Source organism: Pseudomonas sp. 29 (genome assembly GCF_002754355.1).
Classification (GTDB): domain Bacteria; phylum Pseudomonadota; class Gammaproteobacteria; order Pseudomonadales; family Pseudomonadaceae; genus Aquipseudomonas; species Aquipseudomonas neuropathica.
Genome location: NZ_PEEY01000001.1, coordinates 828,935 through 847,500 on the forward strand (window position 1 = coordinate 828,935; position 18,566 = coordinate 847,500).

Annotated in this window: 14 protein-coding genes and 2 rRNA genes (1 of these 16 cut by a window edge); 8 read left to right on the plus strand and 8 right to left on the minus strand. The window is 57.8% G+C overall.

Annotated features, from left to right (window positions below; genetic code table 11):
- Positions 1–17: 17 nt before the first annotated feature.
- Complete coding sequence (locus tag CLU80_RS03835) at positions 18–1,823, minus strand: ABC transporter transmembrane domain-containing protein (protein WP_093433655.1); 1,806 nt, start codon at positions 1,821–1,823, stop codon at positions 18–20.
- Positions 1,824–2,079: 256 nt separating this feature from the next.
- Between CLU80_RS03835 and CLU80_RS03840 the strand changes: the two genes are divergently transcribed.
- On the plus strand, positions 2,080–2,259 hold the full coding sequence (locus CLU80_RS03840) for a PA1571 family protein (RefSeq protein ID WP_093433652.1): 180 nt from the start codon (positions 2,080–2,082) through the stop codon (positions 2,257–2,259).
- 169 nt (positions 2,260–2,428) lie between these two features.
- Here CLU80_RS03840 and pdxB read toward each other — a convergent pair whose 3' ends face one another.
- Positions 2,429–3,571, minus strand: a complete 1,143-nt coding sequence (gene pdxB, locus CLU80_RS03845) for a 4-phosphoerythronate dehydrogenase PdxB (RefSeq protein ID WP_099756798.1) — start codon at positions 3,569–3,571, stop codon at positions 2,429–2,431.
- A gap of 159 nt (positions 3,572–3,730) precedes the next feature.
- On the opposite strand from pdxB, the gene CLU80_RS03850 reads away from it, so the two are divergent.
- Positions 3,731–5,140: an MATE family efflux transporter gene (locus CLU80_RS03850; RefSeq protein ID WP_099756799.1), complete on the plus strand. Its 1,410-nt coding sequence runs from the start codon at positions 3,731–3,733 to the stop codon at positions 5,138–5,140.
- Positions 5,141–5,189: 49 nt separating this feature from the next.
- On the opposite strand, the gene tusA is transcribed toward CLU80_RS03850, so the two are convergent.
- Together tusA and rlmM are read right to left on the minus strand one after the other, a co-directional pair.
- Positions 5,190–5,438 carry a sulfurtransferase TusA gene (gene tusA / locus CLU80_RS03855; protein ID WP_093433644.1) on the minus strand — a complete coding sequence of 83 codons (249 nt, stop codon included), beginning with the start codon at positions 5,436–5,438 and terminating at the stop codon, positions 5,190–5,192.
- A gap of 181 nt (positions 5,439–5,619) precedes the next feature.
- On the minus strand, positions 5,620–6,693 hold the full coding sequence (rlmM, locus tag CLU80_RS03860) for a 23S rRNA (cytidine(2498)-2'-O)-methyltransferase RlmM (protein WP_099756800.1): 1,074 nt from the start codon (positions 6,691–6,693) through the stop codon (positions 5,620–5,622).
- A gap of 222 nt (positions 6,694–6,915) precedes the next feature.
- Here rlmM and acnA point away from each other — a divergent pair, with 222 nt between their 5' ends.
- Positions 6,916–9,657, plus strand: a complete 2,742-nt coding sequence (acnA, locus tag CLU80_RS03865) for an aconitate hydratase AcnA (RefSeq protein WP_099756801.1) — start codon at positions 6,916–6,918, stop codon at positions 9,655–9,657.
- 441 nt (positions 9,658–10,098) lie between these two features.
- On the opposite strand, the gene CLU80_RS03875 is transcribed toward acnA, so the two are convergent.
- Positions 10,099–10,587, minus strand: coding sequence for an SRPBCC family protein (locus CLU80_RS03875; protein ID WP_093433632.1), 489 nt, complete (start codon positions 10,585–10,587; stop codon positions 10,099–10,101).
- Positions 10,588–10,783: 196 nt separating this feature from the next.
- Between CLU80_RS03875 and CLU80_RS03880 the strand changes: the two genes are divergently transcribed.
- The 5 genes from CLU80_RS03880 to CLU80_RS03905 all read left to right on the plus strand — a co-directional run bounded on the left by CLU80_RS03880 (position 10,784) and on the right by CLU80_RS03905 (position 14,349).
- On the plus strand, positions 10,784–11,704 hold the full coding sequence (locus tag CLU80_RS03880; RefSeq protein ID WP_099756802.1) for an ADP-ribosylglycohydrolase family protein: 921 nt from the start codon (positions 10,784–10,786) through the stop codon (positions 11,702–11,704).
- A 57-nt stretch (positions 11,705–11,761) separates the two neighbouring features.
- On the plus strand, positions 11,762–12,166 hold the full coding sequence (locus CLU80_RS03885; protein ID WP_093433626.1) for a lysozyme inhibitor LprI family protein: 405 nt from the start codon (positions 11,762–11,764) through the stop codon (positions 12,164–12,166).
- Positions 12,167–12,770: 604 nt separating this feature from the next.
- A complete protein-coding gene (locus CLU80_RS03895) occupies positions 12,771–13,376 on the plus strand; it encodes a hypothetical protein (RefSeq protein ID WP_093433623.1) in 606 nt (201 codons plus the stop codon).
- A gap of 9 nt (positions 13,377–13,385) precedes the next feature.
- Entirely contained in the window at positions 13,386–13,592 is a 207-nt protein-coding gene (locus CLU80_RS03900) for a helix-turn-helix domain-containing protein (protein ID WP_007910409.1), read from the plus strand.
- 85 nt (positions 13,593–13,677) lie between these two features.
- Entirely contained in the window at positions 13,678–14,349 is a 672-nt protein-coding gene (locus tag CLU80_RS03905; RefSeq protein ID WP_099756803.1) for a hypothetical protein, read from the plus strand.
- A 65-nt stretch (positions 14,350–14,414) separates the two neighbouring features.
- Here CLU80_RS03905 and mrdA read toward each other — a convergent pair whose 3' ends face one another.
- The 3 genes from mrdA to CLU80_RS03920 all read right to left on the minus strand — a co-directional run.
- Complete coding sequence (gene mrdA, locus CLU80_RS03910) at positions 14,415–16,307, minus strand: penicillin-binding protein 2 (protein WP_034156458.1); 1,893 nt, start codon at positions 16,305–16,307, stop codon at positions 14,415–14,417.
- Positions 16,308–16,531: 224 nt separating this feature from the next.
- Positions 16,532–16,647 (minus strand): 5S ribosomal RNA (gene rrf / locus CLU80_RS03915).
- A gap of 152 nt (positions 16,648–16,799) precedes the next feature.
- Positions 16,800–18,566: ribosomal RNA gene (locus CLU80_RS03920) — 23S ribosomal RNA — on the minus strand (it continues 1,127 nt past the right edge of the window).

Genomic DNA, 18,566 nt, shown 5'->3' on the forward strand with positions numbered 1-18,566 from the left:
ACAACCTGAGCGGCTATTTAGTGAATGGCAGGATCGGTGACAGGATTCGTTGAAGCACTCTTGCCATCATTGAACTGCAAAGCCGCCAACCGCGCATACAGTGGATTGCTGGCAATCAGTTCCTGATGGGTGCCAATGGCCACAAGCTTGCCCTGATCCATTACCGCAATCCGGTCAGCGTTTTTCACCGTGGCCAGTCGATGCGCGATCACCAGCGTGGTGCGGTTTTGCATCAGGCTCGGCAGGGCTTCCTGAATCAGGTGTTCGCTCTGCGCATCAAGGGCGCTGGTGGCTTCGTCCAGCAGCAGGATCGGTGCGTCGACCAGCAACGCCCGGGCGATCGCCAAGCGCTGACGTTGGCCGCCGGACAGGCCGAGGCCACCATCGCCGAGATGGGTCTGGTAACCGTTGGGCATTTTCTCGATAAAGTCGTGGGCGTGAGCAATTTTTGCCGCGTCCTTGACCTGCTCCAGCGTCGCCCCGGGATTGCCGTAACGAATATTCTCTTCAACACTGCCGAAAAACAGCGCCGGCGATTGTGATACCAGAGCGAAGTGACGGCGCAGGTCCAGCGGATCGAGGCTGGTCAACGGCACGCCATCAATCAGGATCTGCCCTTCCAGCGGATCATAAAAACGCAACAGCAAGTCGTACACGGTGGACTTGCCAGCGCCAGACGGCCCCACCAGCGCCAACGTCTCGCCAGCGCGAATGGTCAGATTCAAACCGTTGACGGCGTAGCTTTCCGGACGCGAAGGGTAGGAAAAACGCACGTCCTGCAATTGCAATTCACCCCGCACGCGCTCCGGCAAGGTCACCAGCCCGCTGACGGGCGGCTGGATTATGTTTTCCGAACCCAGCAGTTCAGCGATACGTTCGGCGGCCCCCGCCGCGCGCTGCAGTTCGCCGATCACCTCACTCAACGTGCCAATCGCACTGCCGACGATCAGGCTGTAAAAGACAAACGCCGCCAGTTCGCCCCCGGTGATGCGCCCGGCGATCACGTCCATGCCTCCGACCCACAACATCACCGCCACGGCGCCGAGCACCAGCACGATTACCATGGTGATCATCCACGAACGCTGAAAGATGCGTTTTCGCGCGGTGTCAAATGCGTCCTCGACCGTCGTCGCGAAACGCCGCTCATCCTGGACCTGGTGGTTGTAGGCCTGCACGGTTTTGATCTGGCCGAGGGTTTCCGACACATAGCTGCCGATATCGGCGACCCGGTCCTGGCTCAGCCGCGACAGATTGCGCACGCGCCGGCCGAAAATCAGGATTGGCGCAACCACGAACGGCAAGGCAATCACCACAATGCTGGTGAGTTTCGCATTGGTCACGAACAGCAGGATGACGCCACCGATAACCATCAACAGGTTGCGCAGGAACATCGACAACGACGAGCCGATCACCGATTGCAACAGCGTCGTGTCGGCCGTCAGCCGCGACTGGATCTCGGAACTGCGGTTGTTCTCGTAGAACCCGGGGTGCAGATAGACCAGATGGTTGAACACCTCGCGGCGGATGTCGGCCACGCAGCGCTCGCCGATCCACGACACCCAGTAGAACCGGGCAAACGTGCCCACCGCCAGACCCAGCACCATCAACATGAAGATGCCGATGCTCTGGTTGAGCTGGTGCGGCGACTGAGTCATGAAGCCCCGGTCGACCAACAGTTTGATCCCCTGCCCCATCGACAAAGTGACGGCGGCCGTAACGATCAACGCCAGCAGCGCAGCGATGACCTGCCAGCGGTAAGGGGCCAGAAATCGACTGGTCAGACGCAGCGCGCGACGGTGTCGTGAAGAAAGCTTCGGGGTCATTCAGGTGTACATCCGTGTTGATGAAAGGGCTAGCGTAAACCTTCTTTGGGGTGGAACTCTGTAAATCACAATGAGTCAGGTTAAATATGCCCCCAAAGACTAGGCCATAGTTGCTATCGGTCTAACGTCAAGGTTGAGACGAACGGTCATTTCTGTTGGACTGGAATGGCCGCTCATGACGGATCGAAAGGCGCTGTCACAGCCTGGTCACGTGGCGGTTTTAATCTGGGTAAACAACCTGATGAGGAGACAGGCCATGTCCTTGCAACACAGCAGCGATGACAAGATTGAAGTGATCCGCACCAAGCCCGGCCAACCTCTGGGTTGCTCGATTATCGATAAGGATGGGCGTGAAGTACCGATCACCGAAGACATGATCCAGGACGCGTGCCGCGAACTGGACAAGCGATTGGTCAAGCCTGCCAAACAAAAGTGATATAGCCACCGTCTTCCTGACCCGGCCCCTTTGGCCGGGTTTTTTCTGCCTGCAGATCCGGGGACTTTTGGCGCGACCTTCGCGAGCAGGCTCGCTCCCACAGGAGATCGTCAGTGAGTGCGAGATCCATGTGGGAGCGAGCCTGCTCGCGAAAGGGCCGACCCGGTTTCTAGACCGTCACCGCCCCCAGCGCCGCGACGATCTTCGCCAACGCCGGCGAATCCCCTTCAATCCGCACCTTCAGCCCTTCAATCTCGCGCCGCACCGGATACTGTTTACGCAACACATCGAACGCCGCCCGCTGCTCGCCGACATTACCTACAAGGCTGCGGCGAAAATCCGCATCATCACGGCGCGGGTCGTACACGCCTCGGCACAACATCGCCAGCGCCCAGGCCGGCTCGCTGTCGCCATGCAAGGTCACTTGCGACAACCACGGCGCCGGTAGCAGCTCACTGAGTTGAATGCTTGCTGGCTGGCCGATGAATTGGCAGTAAGCCTGATAGATCTGCGCCGTTCCGCGCTGTTTGCCATCAAGGCTGTAACCGGCAATGTGCGGAGTGGCCAGTACGCAAAGCTCGGCCAATGTAACATCAACCTCAGGCTCGGCCTCCCAGACATCGAGAACGGCTTGCAGGTCTTCACGCTCCAGCAGCACTTCGCGCAGCGCGGCGTTATCCACCACCGGACCACGCGCCGCGTTGATCAGCCATGTACCGGGTTTGAGCTGCTGCAGACGCTGCTGATCGAACAGATGCCAGGTCGCACCAACGCCGCTGCGTGTCAGCGGTGTGTGCAGACTGATTACGTCACACTGCTCGATGATTTGCTCAAGGCTCACGTAATCGCCGCCCTCGGCAGACTGGCGCGGCGGATCGCAGACTTTGACATTCCAGCCCAACTCTTTCAGCACCTTGATCAGGCGCCCTCCCACCTCACCGGCGCCGACGACACCATAAGTCCGCTGAGTGAGATCGACACCTTCGATTTCGGCGAGGGTCATCAGACTGCCCAGCACATAATCGACCACGCCTCGGGCATTGCAGCCGGGTGCACTCGACCAGGTGATGCCGGCCTCATTGAAGTAGTCGAGATCCAGATGATCGGTGCCGATCGTGCAGGTGCCGACAAAGCGCACCTTGCTGCCCTCAAGCAACGTGCGGTTGACGTTGGTCACCGAGCGCACGAGTAACACGTCGGCCTGCGCGACCGTCGCACGGTCGATGGAACGGCCCGGCACCCGGCGGATCTCGCCGAAACCGGCAAAAAAGGCATCGAGCAGCGGGATATTTTCGTCGGCAACAATCAGCATGGCGGGCTCCTTAGGCGGATCGGCAGTTTAGGTGCAGATCGTTCGCCGGGCCAGCGGGCTTTGCGCTTACAAATCCGCAACAGAGGATTTTTCCTGACCAAGGCGTCAGCGGCGTAGAATGCGGCGCCTTGCGCATCAACAGCTGTGGACGTTTTTCCCGTGAATTCTGTAACTGATCAACCTGTCGCCGTCTCCCTCACTCGCCCCGCGCGGATTCGCCTGGAGTTCAAGAACCTGCTCGCCCTGGCATTGCCGATCATCATCGCGCAACTGGCGACTACGGCCATGGGCTTCGTCGACGCGGTGATGGCTGGCCGCGTCGGGCCAAAGGATCTGGCAGCGGTGGCGCTGGGCAACTCGATCTGGGTGCCGGTGTTTCTGCTGATGACCGGCACTCTGCTGGCAACCACGCCGAAAGTCGCTCAGCGCTTCGGCGCCGGTACCCACAGCGAAATCGGCCCTATCGTCCGTCAGGCGTTGTGGCTGGCGCTGGTGGTCGGACTGATCGCCACCGCCATGCTGGTGGCCGCCGAGCCGGTGCTGCACCTGATGAAGGTCGATCCCGAGTTGATCGGCCCGTGCATGCAATACCTGCACGGCATCGCCAGTGGTCTGCCGGCGGTGGCTTTCTATCACGTACTGCGCTGCACCAGTGACGGCATCGGCCGTACGCGTCCTGCCATGGTGCTGGGCCTGTGCGGTCTGGCGCTGAACATTCCGCTGAACTACATCTTCATCTATGGCCATTTCGGTGTGCCGGCGATGGGCGGCGTCGGTTGCGGTTGGGCCACGGCCATCGTGATGTGGGTGATGGCGCTGGGGCTGGCCGGTTATGAGCGCTGGGCACCGGCCTATCGTTCGAGCGAAATCTTCAGCCGTTTCGACTGGCCACAATGGACAGTGATCAAGCGTCTGCTGGCGATTGGTCTGCCAATCGGTATCGCCGTGTTTGCCGAGTCGAGCATTTTTGCCGTGATCGCCCTGCTGATCGGCAGTCTTGGCGCCACCGTGGTGGCCGGGCACCAGATTGCCCTCAATGTCAGTTCGCTGGTGTTCATGATTCCGTATTCGCTGGGCATGGCGGTGACCGTGCGCGTCGGTCAGGCACTGGGCCGCGAAGAGCCACGCGAAGCGCGTTTTGCCGCTGGTGTCGGCATGGGCACCGCGCTGGCTTACGCCTGCCTGTCGGCGAGCATGATGCTGTTGCTGCGCGAGCCGATTGCGGCAATCTACACCGCTGACCCGACGGTGATTCACATCGCGGCGATGCTGATTGTGTATTCGGCGCTGTTCCAGTTTTCCGACGCGATCCAGGTCACCGCCGCCGGCGCGCTGCGTGGCTATCAGGACACGCGCGTGACCATGATCCTGACCCTGTTCGCCTACTGGGGCATTGGTTTGCCGGTGGGTTACGCCCTTGGTCTGACCGACTGGCTCGGCGAGCCACGCGGCCCGAGTGGTTTGTGGCAGGGTTTGATCGTGGGCTTGAGCTGTGCGGCGTTGATGCTGTCGATTCGCCTGACGCGCAGTGCGCGCAAGCGTATTCGGATCAGTCGCTCGGCGGGTTGATCGCCCATAAAAAAAGACCTGCAGATGCAGGTCTTTTTTTTGCCTTTGATCAGGACTTTTTGCGGATCCAGTACAGATAAGTACCGGCCTCTTCGTGCTGGCTCACCAGTTCATGGTCGAGAAACACGCAGAACTTGGGGATATCGCGTTTGGTCGACGGGTCGGTGGCGATCACTTTGAGCAGGCCGCCGGGCGCCAGATCACGAATGTGTTGATGCAGCATCATCACCGGCTCCGGGCAATTGAGGCCGGTGGCGTCGAGGGTGCCGTCGACCGGGGTATCGATCATTTCACTCATGATTCACTCCTGAAACTGGCCGGCATTGTCGCGCATTGCCGGGTATTCGGTCATCTGTGGCGTTACGCCACACCCCTGTAGGAGTGAGCCTGCTCGCGATGGCGTAGTGTCAGCCAACATCAATGCTGAATGACCCAGCGCTTTCGCGAGCAGGCTCACTCCTACAGGGTTATGTGTTGTGTCAGCGGGATTTGGCTTTCTTGGTGTCGTGACGGCGCAAATGGCAGGTCACTTCTTCGCGGTCGTGATACAGCTGTTTGCAGCCGATATCGACCTTGATCCCGCGTGCCTTGAAACCATCGGCAATGCGTTCGAGCAAGCGCTTCACTTCGGCGTAACGCTGCTTCATCGGCAACTTCAGGTTGACCACTGCCTCGCGGCAATGCCCTTCGCCGATCCACTCTTCCAGCATGGCGGCATTGCGCGCCGGTTTCTCGACGATGTCGCAGACCATCCAGTCCACCGGTTGCTTGGGCTTGAAGGTGAAACCGTCTGCCATCAAATGCTGAACCAGTCCGGTATCCATCAGACTTTCAGCCATCGGGCCGTTGTCGATCGCGGTCACCAGCATGCCGCGATTGACCAGTTGCCAGGTCCAGCCGCCCGGCGCGGCGCCGAGGTCAACGCCGGTCATGTCGCTGTGCAGACGATCCTCCCACTGATCACGCGGGATAAAGTGGTGCCATGCCTCCTCCAGCTTCAGCGTCGAACGGCTCGGTGCTTCACGCGGGAACTTCAGCCGCGGAATGCCCATCGGCCACATCGCCGAATTGCCGGAATCGGCCATGCCGAGAAACACTTCACGACCGCTCTTGAAGGTCAGCAGCAGACGCGGTTTGCTGGCGTCATCCACCAGTTTGCCGGCGCCGGTCAGGGCCTTGCGCAGCGGGCCTTCGAATTTCTTGCAGAAATTCGACAGTTCCTTGCCGTCGTTGGTGTCGACGACTTCCAGCCACAGGCTGCCGCACACCGGGAATCCGGCCATGTGCGCGAGGATCACGCTGATGCGGTCGGTTTCCGGCAAATCGATGAAAACCCCGCGCGCCCACTGGCGCGGGAAGATCAATTCAGCGAAACGCTGACCGCGCATCAGGCGCTCGGCGCCGTCTTCTTCGGTGCAGACAAACTCGGCGCAGGCGGTAGCCGCTTTGGCCTTGGCGTAGCCGGCCACGTTGAGTTGCGCGGCGAGGTCGGAAATCTCCGAACAGACTTCGCCTTCGAAGCCTGGCCGGCAATGCATGAATAGGGTGTTCATTCTTACTCCTGGGCAGCGGGCGATCATTCGGCCGCCGCGCGATGCTCAGGCCTTGCGTTGAAGCAAAGCCTGTCACGAAAACCGGCGCATGATAGCCGATGTCGGAACCTTGGTTCCGCTCATAGAGTCCAGTTATTAGCCAGCTACCTAAAACAGGGCTAGGTTTAAAGCTCTATTCGTCCCCTCAATCCGTAGCCGTGCGGATTCAAAGGAGTGATCGTAATGCCGTCCCTCGATAGTCTGAAAACGCTCAAAACCCTGCAAATCGATGACAAGACCTACCACTATTTCAGTTTGCCGGATGCCGCCAAAAGCCTGGGCGACCTCGACAAGCTGCCCATGTCGCTGAAAGTCCTGCTGGAAAACCTGCTGCGCTGGGAAGATGAAAAAACGGTCACCGGCGCCGACCTCAAGGCGATTGCCGCCTGGCTCAAGGAGCGCCGCTCCGACCGCGAGATTCAATACCGCCCTGCCCGGGTGTTGATGCAGGACTTTACCGGCGTGCCCGCCGTGGTCGACCTTGCCGCCATGCGTGCGGCGATGGCCAAGGCCGGTGGCGATCCGCAGCGAATCAATCCGTTGTCGCCGGTGGATCTGGTGATCGACCACTCGGTGATGGTCGACAAGTTCGCCACCGCCAGCGCGTTCGAGCAGAACGTTGACATCGAAATGCAGCGCAATGGCGAACGTTACGCCTTCCTGCGTTGGGGCCAGAGCGCTTTCGACAATTTCAGCGTGGTGCCGCCGGGTACCGGTATCTGTCACCAGGTCAACCTCGAATACCTCGGCCGCACCGTGTGGACCAAGGATGAGGACGGCCGCACCTACGCGTTCCCCGACACGTTGGTCGGCACCGACTCGCACACCACCATGATCAATGGTCTCGGCGTACTCGGCTGGGGCGTCGGCGGGATCGAAGCCGAAGCGGCGATGCTCGGGCAACCGGTGTCGATGCTGATTCCGGAAGTGATCGGTTTCAAACTGACCGGCAAGCTCAAGGAAGGCATCACGGCCACCGACCTGGTGCTGACCGTCACGCAAATGCTGCGCAAGAAAGGTGTGGTCGGCAAGTTCGTCGAGTTCTACGGTGACGGCCTCGCCGACCTGCCGCTGGCCGACCGCGCGACCATCGCCAACATGGCCCCGGAATATGGCGCGACGTGCGGTTTCTTCCCCGTTGACGACGTAACGCTGGAATACCTGCGCCTGTCCGGGCGGCCACCGGAAGTGGTGAAACTGGTCGAGGCGTACACCAAGGCTCAAGGCCTGTGGCGTCTGCCCGGTCAAGAGCCGGTGTTCACCGACAGCCTGGCGTTGGACATGGGCAGCGTCGAAGCAAGCCTCGCAGGGCCAAAACGCCCGCAGGATCGCGTTTCGCTGCCGAATGTCGCACAAGCGTTCAGCGACTTCATGGATCTGCAATTCAAACCCACCAGTAAAGAAGAAGGACGTCTGGAAAGTGAAGGCGGTGGCGGTGTCGCGGTGGGCAATGCCGATCTGGTCGGCGAAACCGAATATGAATATGAAGGCCACACTTATCGCCTGAAAAACGGCGCCGTGGTCATCGCCGCGATCACGTCCTGCACCAACACCTCGAACCCGAGCGTGATGATGGCCGCCGGCCTGCTGGCGAAAAAAGCGGTGGAAAAAGGTCTGACCCGCAAACCTTGGGTGAAGAGTTCGCTGGCACCGGGTTCGAAAGTGGTCACCGACTACTACAAGGCTGCGGGGTTGACGCAATACCTCGATCAGCTCGGCTTTTCCCTGGTCGGCTATGGCTGCACCACTTGCATCGGCAACTCCGGGCCACTGCCGGAGCCGATCGAGAAAGCCATCCAGAAAGCTGACCTCACCGTCGCCTCCGTGCTCTCCGGCAACCGCAACTTCGAAGGCCGCGTGCATCCATTGGTGAAAACCAACTGGCTGGCCTCACCGCCGCTGGTGGTCGCCTATGCCCTGGCCGGCAGCGTGCGCAGCGACATCAGCAGCGAACCGCTGGGCGAAGATCAGCAAGGCAATCCGGTGTACCTGCGCGATATCTGGCCGACCAGCAAAGAGATCGCCGACGCGGTCAATCAGGTCAGTACGGCAATGTTCCATAAGGAATACGCCGAAGTGTTCGCCGGTGATGAACAGTGGCAAGCCATTGAGGTGCCGCAAGCGGCGACGTATGTGTGGCAAGACGATTCGACTTACATCCAGCATCCGCCATTTTTCGACGACATTTCCGGCCCGTTGCCTGAAATCAAGGATGTCAAAGGTGCACGAGTGCTGGCCCTGCTGGGTGATTCGGTGACCACCGACCATATCTCCCCCGCCGGCAACATCAAGGCCGACAGCCCGGCCGGGCATTATTTGCGCGAAAAAGGCGTGGAGCCGCGGGACTTCAATTCTTACGGTTCACGGCGCGGCAACCATGAAGTGATGATGCGCGGCACCTTCGCCAACATCCGTATTCGCAACGAAATGCTCGGCGGTGAAGAAGGTGGCAACACGATCTACATTCCGACCGGCGAAAAACTGGCGATCTACGACGCGGCGATGAAGTATCAGGCTTCGGGCACGCCGCTGGTGGTGGTTGCCGGGCAAGAATATGGCACCGGGTCCAGCCGTGACTGGGCAGCCAAGGGCACCAATCTGCTGGGGGTCAAAGCGGTGATCGCGGAAAGCTTCGAGCGAATTCACCGTTCCAATCTAGTGGGCATGGGTGTGCTGCCGCTGCAGTTCAAGCTTGATCAGAACCGCAAGAGCCTCAACCTGACCGGCAAGGAAACCTTTGAAATCCAGGGTCTGACCGACGTCGAGCTGACACCGCGAATGAATCTGCCGCTGCTGATCACCCGTGAGGACGGGCGCCAGGAGAAGATCGAGGTGTTGTGCCGGATCGATACGTTGAATGAGGTGGAGTACTTCAAGTCGGGCGGGATTCTGCATTACGTCCTGCGCCAATTGATCGCCTCGTAACGCACAAACCAAAGTAGGAGTTGCCGCAGGCTGCGATCTTTTGATCTTGCTTTTAAAAGCCAAAGTCAAAAGATCGCAGCCTGCGGAGCTCCTACATACAGGCGAAAAAAAACCCGCCGAAGCGGGTTTTTCCCAAGACCATTATCGACTCCCTGTCGGCAGCGATCCTTGCAAATGGTCGATCATCCTTGATCCTGAAACACTCCCTGTGTCTCAGTTGATGTGTGTAGATTACGCGGTGGATCCAATCGCCAATAGTCGTAAAAGCTACCAGCGCGTGTAGGACATTCGCCATAGCAACCCTTCCGAAAACCCCTAGCCGTGTCAGGCAGCAAGCATGGAAGCCACGATCTACGCGACGTTCAGCTGTCCTAGGCCTGTTTCCAGCACCACCGTGCACATGGCCGGCTGTCGCTGTCGTTCAGGCAAGATTCGAAGGTCTCAGCCACCGTCACGCTCGCGGGCCTTGGCGCTCTCGGCAAGAAACTGTTCGAGCCGGCTCAACTGCTCCTCCCAGCCACGGCTGTCCATGTAATACGCCTCTTTCTGGCGAATGTCAGGAATGTGCGCGAAGCCGGATTCGGACACTTTCAGCAACGTACCGCTCTCGAAGTCTTCCAGCTCGAACCTGACCAACGTAGTCGGCTCCTGGGAGTAGTCGATCTTCGGATTGACCGCATACGGATGCCAGCGAAACGAAAACAACTGCTGCGGCTCGACCCGCTCGATCAGCACGTTCCACAACACGTGTTCATAACCCGGATACGTGACCTGCCCTTGCGTCCATTCACCGGCAATAAAACGCCTGCCCTCCAGCGCCACCCCAAACCACTGGCCAAACGCCTCGGCATCGACCAATGCACGCCAGACATGCGAACGCGGCGCCTTGAGCGTGATTTTGCGTTCGAAACTATTGGGTACTGGTTTCATACGTCACCTCCTGTTTTGAACACTAGGCCTGTATGACCACATGTCCAATGTGAAGTTGTATCAAGGCGGTGCAGTCATTCATCAGCAAAGACACATCAAGCTGCACTTTTTGACCGTTGCTGTGATGGATCCAGGCACCCTCCGCCCAACGAAACTGTTACCTTCTCCAGCGAATTTGAATCTACAAGGACGAATCATGCCGCCATCCCTCGCTGAACGTTACCGCGGAGCCCTGCTCGGTCTTGCGTGCGGCGACGCTGTCGGTACTACGGTTGAGTTCAAACCACGGGGATCATTCCCACAATTGACCGATATGGTCGGCGGTGGCCCGTTCCACCTCAAGCCAGGGCAGTGGACCGATGACACTTCCATGGCCCTCTGTCTGGCAGAAAGCCTGCTGAACAAGAATGGATTCAACGCTGCCGATCAGATGGGCCGCTACCTCAACTGGTGGCAATGGGGTTACCTCAGTTCGACCGGTGAATGTTTCGATGTCGGCATGACCGTCAGCCAGGCGCTCGCGCAGTATCAACAAACCGCTGATCCCTTCGCCGGCTCGACCGACCCGTACAGCGCCGGCAACGGTTCGCTGATGCGTCTGGTGCCGGTGGCGCTGTTCTACTTTCCCGATGCCCGGAAAATCCAGAGCTTTGCCGCCGACAGTTCGCGAACCACCCACGCAGCACCTGAAGCCATCGAATGCTGCCAATTGTTGGCCGGGTTGATTGCCAGAGCGCTTGAAGGCGCAAGCAAAGCAGAACTGCGTCAGTTGCCTTCCGCCAGCTTCTCGCAATCCAAGGTTGCCGCCATTGCGCGTGGCGAATACCTCGTTCAGTCCGAGACGGATATCAAAGGCAATGGCTACAGCGTGCAGTCCCTGGAAGCGGCGCTGTGGTGCTTTCACCAGACGGACAGCTTCGAAGCGGCCATTTTGCGAGCGGCCAACCTGGGTGATGACGCCGATACCACCGCCGCGATCACCGGTCAGTTGGCCGGCGCCTATTACGGCGTGCGGGGCATTCCTGCACATTGGCTGGAAAGGCTGCACGATGGTGAAGAGATTGCGGCCATCGCCGACCGTTTGCTCGACGCCTCCCGAATGCGCCTGCCTGAATAAGTGCGAAGCAGCCGCTACACTGCTCGGCACTTATCTTCGATACAGCGAGACTTGACCATGTCCCCACGCCTGCTTCTGGCCCTCACCCCCTTTCTGTTCACTCCCCTCGCCCACGCCGCCGTCGACTGCGCCAATGCCAGCGATCAGGCGACGATGAATCAGTGCGCCGGGCAGGATTTCAAAGCGGCGGACAAAGAGTTGAACACCGTGTATCAACAGATCATCGGGCGATTGAAGGACAACCCGGATGGCAAGAAGCTGTTGGTCAGCGCGCAGCGGGCGTGGCTCGGGTTTCGGGATGCCGAGTGCAAGTTTTCATCGTCGGGAGTTACTGGCGGGAGCGTTTATCCGTGGGTTTACAGCAGTTGTCTGACGGGGGTGACCAAGCTGCGGGTTGAGTCGCTGAAACAGTATTTGAAGTGTGAAGAAGGTGACATGAGCTGCCCGGTGCCTGGGGCCTGATTTTTTTGCGGCGGCTTTGAGGATCCTTCGCGAGCAGGCTCGCTCCCACATTGGAATGCATTTCAAATGTGGGGGCGGAGAACATCTTTCACCTTTACGGAATTTGATGACGAGCACACTGATCAGACCTAAGGTTTCGACCCGGCAGCCATCGATGAAATCCTCGGACTCACGGCCCGCAACTTGTGCAGTGTAGTGATTCTGCCGCTAGGGCATAGAGCCACTGAGGGAGAGTGGTTGGTCAACTTGAAAAAGGTTCGGCGCTCGCGGGAAAACTTCATTACCGAGATCAAGTAAGACCGGTTAGAGCGGGGACTGAAGCATGCTTGTGGCGCATGCCCCCCGCTCCAATCATTCGCAGAACCCGTCATCGATATCAGCGGCCACCGCGTAGGTCGCGGCCCTCCCCTGCTCTCGACTTGCTTCGAACTCGAAAATCTATCGACATAGAAATCCCCGCAAATCGATTGAACTGAGGTTCACTCTATGACCACTGCGTCCGATGCCAACAACGCCCTTCACAAAACAAGAACAATTTATTATTGCCATTCGATAATTTAACATCGAGAATTAGTCATTCCCAATGACACCGCAAGGATTTTTCATGAGTACTCGTAACAACGGATTGGCACTGCAGCGCATGCATTGGGTGGGATTACTGGCAGCGATTCTTGTCTGGGTCTTAGCGGTGACCGAGGTCGGTGGCAACGCTTCGATCTGGTTCTTCCAAACGGATGAAATGCTCGCGGCTCTGCTCTACGCCTTCGCCGAAAACTCGCCGCAATTACTTGACCCGTTTGTCGAAGGTGCCCTGCTTGCCCCCGATACATGGCTCTCGCCACTGGTCACTGCGCTGCTCGTCGTTTTGGATTTCCTGCCCGTCCTGCTTTCGACCTACGTGCTCTGGCTGACAGGGTTGTTTTTCCTGCGCTTGTCCCGCGGCGAAACCTGGACCGAGCGCAACATCAAGGTGTTATGGCGAGTGGGGATTCTGTGCATCATTTCTCCGGCCGCCTACCCCCTGATAGAGACCTTGCAAGGTTTGGCCCTGTCTATTGATCTGCCGCCAGGGGATCGTATTTTTCAGTTCTCGATCGGCCTGTCTTCCACTTCTGCCTACGAGATTGTCAAAGGCGTATTGCTCTGTTTGTTTTCAATTATCATGCGCGATGCAAAAGTACTCAGCGATGAGCAAAGCCAATACATATAGAACAATACAATGACCATTATCGTCCGCCTTGACGTTGTCATGGCCACGCAAAAAATTCGCTCGAAAGAGTTGGCCAGCCTGCTGGGCATCACCGAGGCCAATCTGTCATTACTGAAGAATGGCAAGGTCAAGGGCGTGAAGATGGCCACCCTGGACAAGCTCTGCGCAGCACTCGATTGCCAGCCAGGCGATTTGCTGGAATACCAGAAAGACTGAGCCTTGCGCAGGCGTGCAAGTTAATTGTCGCCAGTCCACACCGTTTAACTCTTATTCAATCCTTAGTTTGTAAGGCGGCTTTCTCATGACCCGGTTTTTACTTTGCGCGCTGTTTTTACTGACAGCGTTGATCAGCGGCTGCGCCACGCAAATGGACGTCGCGCTAAATGCCACACCCGATCCGGACTATCATTTTGACCGAAAGGCGACTGTGCTGGTGACGTCTGCGAGTGGCAGCGACGAAAACGCTCTTAATGCCCGCTATTATCTTCGCGACATGGTTAACGCGCTGAAAGACAGGGGTTTCCAGGAGGTCTATACCGACGCCAGTCTGCCAAAGAACCACGCGCCGATAAAAATGACTGTCAGCCTCGATATTGGCAGTCGACAGGTGACTTACCGCTATACCGCCACCGACTATGGGCAAGTGCCGACCAGCACCTCTACCGTGTGCAAGACCAGCAAGAAAAAAGACGACCGACTGACCTGTACAAGTAAACCGAACACCACCTATGGACCGGTAGGGACCTCGGAGCGCACCGGTTACACCACGCTCAGCACCTTCGTTGCCACTGCCCGCGACGAAGTCAGCAAGCGCCCGGTCTACCTGCTTCGCGCGTCGTCCTATAACGAAGACTGCCAATCCACCAAGGTTGAAGCCTTTCTGGTAGAACAGGGCTTGCAGAACCTGAACTTCGAGGATCGCGTGCAGCGCAACTACACCGTCACGATGCCCGAGGGTTACCGCTGCAAATAGGCTTTGCAAGACAGATCACAGTAACGGCTCAGCTTGCATGAGCCGCTATTGTGAACTGTTGAAGGTTAAACGTGCGGGTCACCCGGCGCTTTCGTCGGCGCGGCGTATTGCGGCTTGAGATGACCGTCCTGATCAAGCAGCCAGGCGTCCATGATCTGCCGCACCACAGGGCCGGCAACACGACCACCGGCCTCGCCGTTCTCGATCATCACCGAAATCGCAATCTTCGGATGCTCGGCCGGCGCAAAGCCAACGAACAAGGCGTTATCGCGGTGGCGCTCCAGGGTTTTCTCGCGGTTGTAGCGCTCGCCCTGCTTGATCGCCACCACTTGCGCGGTACCACTCTTGCCAGCGATGCGATATTGCGCACCGGCCGCGGCCGCACGAGCAATGCCTCGCGCATCGTGCATGACCATCTGCATGCCGTGATTGACCTGCTCCCAGTCTCGCGGATCCTTGAGCAGGATGTTCGGCATCGGATGTTCGTCGACAGGAGCGACACCGTCGACGGTCTTGGCCAGGTGCGGCCGGTTCCAGACACCTTTGTTGGCGATCAATGCCGTGGCCTGAGCCAGTTGCAGCGGTGTGACCTGCATATAGCCCTGGCCGATGCCAAGGATGACCGTTTCGCCCGGGAACCAGGCTTGACGGCGGGTCGCGCGCTTCCACGCTTGCGATGGCATCAGGCCGGGCGACTCTTCAAACATGTCCAGCGAGACCTTCTCACCCAAGCCGAACATTGCCATGTAATCGTGCAGGCGATCGATGCCGAGCTTATGCGCAAGGTCGTAGAAATAGGTGTCATTGGAACGCATGATCGCCGCGTCCATGTCCACCCAGCCGTCGCCACTGTGGTTCCAGTTGCGGTACTTGTGATCGAAGTCCGGGAGTTGGTAATAACCGGGGTCGAAGACGCGCGTCTGCGGTGTCACGACGCCGGCGTCGAGGCCGGCGATTGCCACTTCTGGCTTGATCGTCGAGCCCGGAGCGTAGAGCCCGCGCAGCACACGGTTGAACAGCGGCCTGTCGATCGAATCTCGCAGTGCCGAGTATTCCTTGGAGCTGATACCGGTGACGAACAGATTCGGATCGAAGCTCGGATTGCTGACCATGGCCAATACCTCGCCCGTCGACGGATCGAGCGCTACCACTGAACCACGACGATCACCCAGCGCGGCTTCGGCGGCTTCCTGCAGTTTGATGTCGAGGCTCAGGACGATGTTCTGGCCCGGGACCGGGTCGGTATGTTTGAGCACACGCAGTACGCGACCTTGAGCGTTGGTCTCCACTTCTTCGTAACCGACGTGGCCGTGTAGTTGCGCCTCGTAGAAGCGTTCGATGCCGGTTTTGCCGATGGATTGCGTACCGCGATATTCGACCGAGTCGAGGCTCTTCGACTCTTTTTCATTGATCCGCCCGACATAGCCGATCGAGTGGGCGAAATGCGCGCCGAGCGGGTAATGCCGGACGAACTGGGGTTCGACATCGAGGCCCGGGAGGCGGAACTCATTGACGGCCAATACAGCAATTTGCTCTTCCGTCAGCTCATAGAACAGCGTGACCGGCGTAAACGGGTGACGGGACTGCTTCATGGCTTTATCGAAGACTGTACGATCTTCTGCAGGCAAGTGCAGGAGGTTGATGACCTCGTCCAGTTCTTGATTGACGTCGGTGGCGCGCTCGCGGGTGATAGTCAGGTTGAAACTGGGGCGGTTATCGGCGAGCAAGACGCCGTTGCGGTCGTAGATCAAGCCGCGTGTCGGCGGGATCGGCAATACGTGGACGCGGTTGTTTTCGGAGATCGTGGAGTGGTAGTCGAACTCCACCACCTGGAGGATGTACAGGCGCACGACAAGGGCGCAGCTGATGGCGAAAACGAACAAGGCGCAGGCGATCAAACGTTTGTTGACCAGGCGCGTCTCTTTTTCGTGGTCTTTGATCGGGATCGGTTCAGGCATTTCTACAGCAACTCTTCGACATAAATGAGTACCGATCCGTGGGCATGACATCAGTCCGTTAAAAAAAACGAGCTGCACCATACCAAAAACTGCCCGGTCATTTCAGAAGGAATTTCCCCAATGGCCATTTCTTGCGACGGCTGGGACAGCGTTGTCTTGTGAAAACTTTCCTGCGGGCAAAACAAAACCCCAACTGCTTTCGCAATTGGGGTTTCGGAATTTAATCTTGACGATGACCTACTCTCACATGGGGAAACCCCACACTACCATCGGCGATGCATCGTTTCACTGCTGAGTTCGGGATGGGATCAGGTGGTTCCAACGCTCTATGGTCGTCAAGAAATTCGGGTACTGACTCGTGACCTTGTGGTCTCGCTTCAGCAAATTGGGTATGTGACAGCTTTCGGTGTTTTGTGAACATCGAACTTTCGGTTCGTTTCGTCTTCACACACCGCAATCTGGTCTCTTCGACGCAAATTGCTTGGGTGTTATATGGTCAAGCCTCACGGGCAATTAGTATTGGTTAGCTCAACGCCTCACAGCGCTTACACACCCAACCTATCAACGTCGTAGTCTTCGACGGCCCTTCAGGGAACTCAAGGTTCCAGTGAGATCTCATCTTGAGGCAAGTTTCCCGCTTAGATGCTTTCAGCGGTTATCTTTCCCGAACATAGCTACCCGGCAATGCCACTGGCGTGACAACCGGAACACCAGAGGTTCGTCCACTCCGGTCCTCTCGTACTAGGAGCAGCCCCTCTCAAATCTCAAACGTCCACGGCAGATAGGGACCGAACTGTCTCACGACGTTCTAAACCCAGCTCGCGTACCACTTTAAATGGCGAACAGCCATACCCTTGGGACCGGCTTCAGCCCCAGGATGTGATGAGCCGACATCGAGGTGCCAAACACCGCCGTCGATATGAACTCTTGGGCGGTATCAGCCTGTTATCCCCGGAGTACCTTTTATCCGTTGAGCGATGGCCCTTCCATACAGAACCACCGGATCACTAAGACCTACTTTCGTACCTGCTCGACGTGTCTGTCTCGCAGTCAAGCGCGCTTTTGCCTTTATACTCTACGACCGATTTCCGACCGGTCTGAGCGCACCTTCGTACTCCTCCGTTACTCTTTAGGAGGAGACCGCCCCAGTCAAACTACCCACCATACACTGTCCTCGATCCGGATAACGGACCTGAGTTAGAACCTCAAAGTTGCCAGGGTGGTATTTCAAGGATGGCTCCACGCGAACTGGCGTCCACGCTTCAAAGCCTCCCACCTATCCTACACAAGCAAATTCAAAGTCCAGTGCAAAGCTATAGTAAAGGTTCACGGGGTCTTTCCGTCTAGCCGCGGATACACTGCATCTTCACAGCGATTTCAATTTCACTGAGTCTCGGGTGGAGACAGCGCCGCCATCGTTACGCCATTCGTGCAGGTCGGAACTTACCCGACAAGGAATTTCGCTACCTTAGGACCGTTATAGTTACGGCCGCCGTTTACCGGGGCTTCGATCAAGAGCTTCGCGTTAGCTAACCCCATCAATTAACCTTCCGGCACCGGGCAGGCGTCACACCCTATACGTCCACTTTCGTGTTTGCAGAGTGCTGTGTTTTTAATAAACAGTCGCAGCGGCCTGGTATCTTCGACCGGCATGAGCTTACGGAGCAAGTCCTTCACCCTCACCGGCGCACCTTCTCCCGAAGTTACGGTGCCATTTTGCCTAGTTCCTTCACCCGAGTTCTCTCAAGCGCCTTGGTATTCTCTACCCAACCACCTGTGTCGGTTTGGGGTACGGTTCCTGGTTACCTGAAGCTTAGAAGCTTTTCTTGGAAGCATGGCATCAACCACTTCGTGTTCTAAAAGAACACTCGTCATCAGCTCTCGGCCTTAAGATCCCGGATTTACCTAAGATCTCAGCCTACCACCTTAAACTTGGACAACCAACGCCAAGCTGGCCTAGCCTTCTCCGTCCCTCCATCGCAATAACCAGAAGTACAGGAATATTAACCTGTTTTCCATCGACTACGCTTTTCAGCCTCGCCTTAGGGACCGACTAACCCTGCGTCGATTAACGTTGCGCAGGAAACCTTGGTCTTTCGGCGTGGGTGTTTTTCACACCCATTGTCGTTACTCATGTCAGCATTCGCACTTCTGATACCTCCAGCAAGCTTCTCAACTCACCTTCACAGGCTTACAGAACGCTCCTCTACCGCATCATCCGAAGATGATACCCGTAGCTTCGGTGTATGGTTTGAGCCC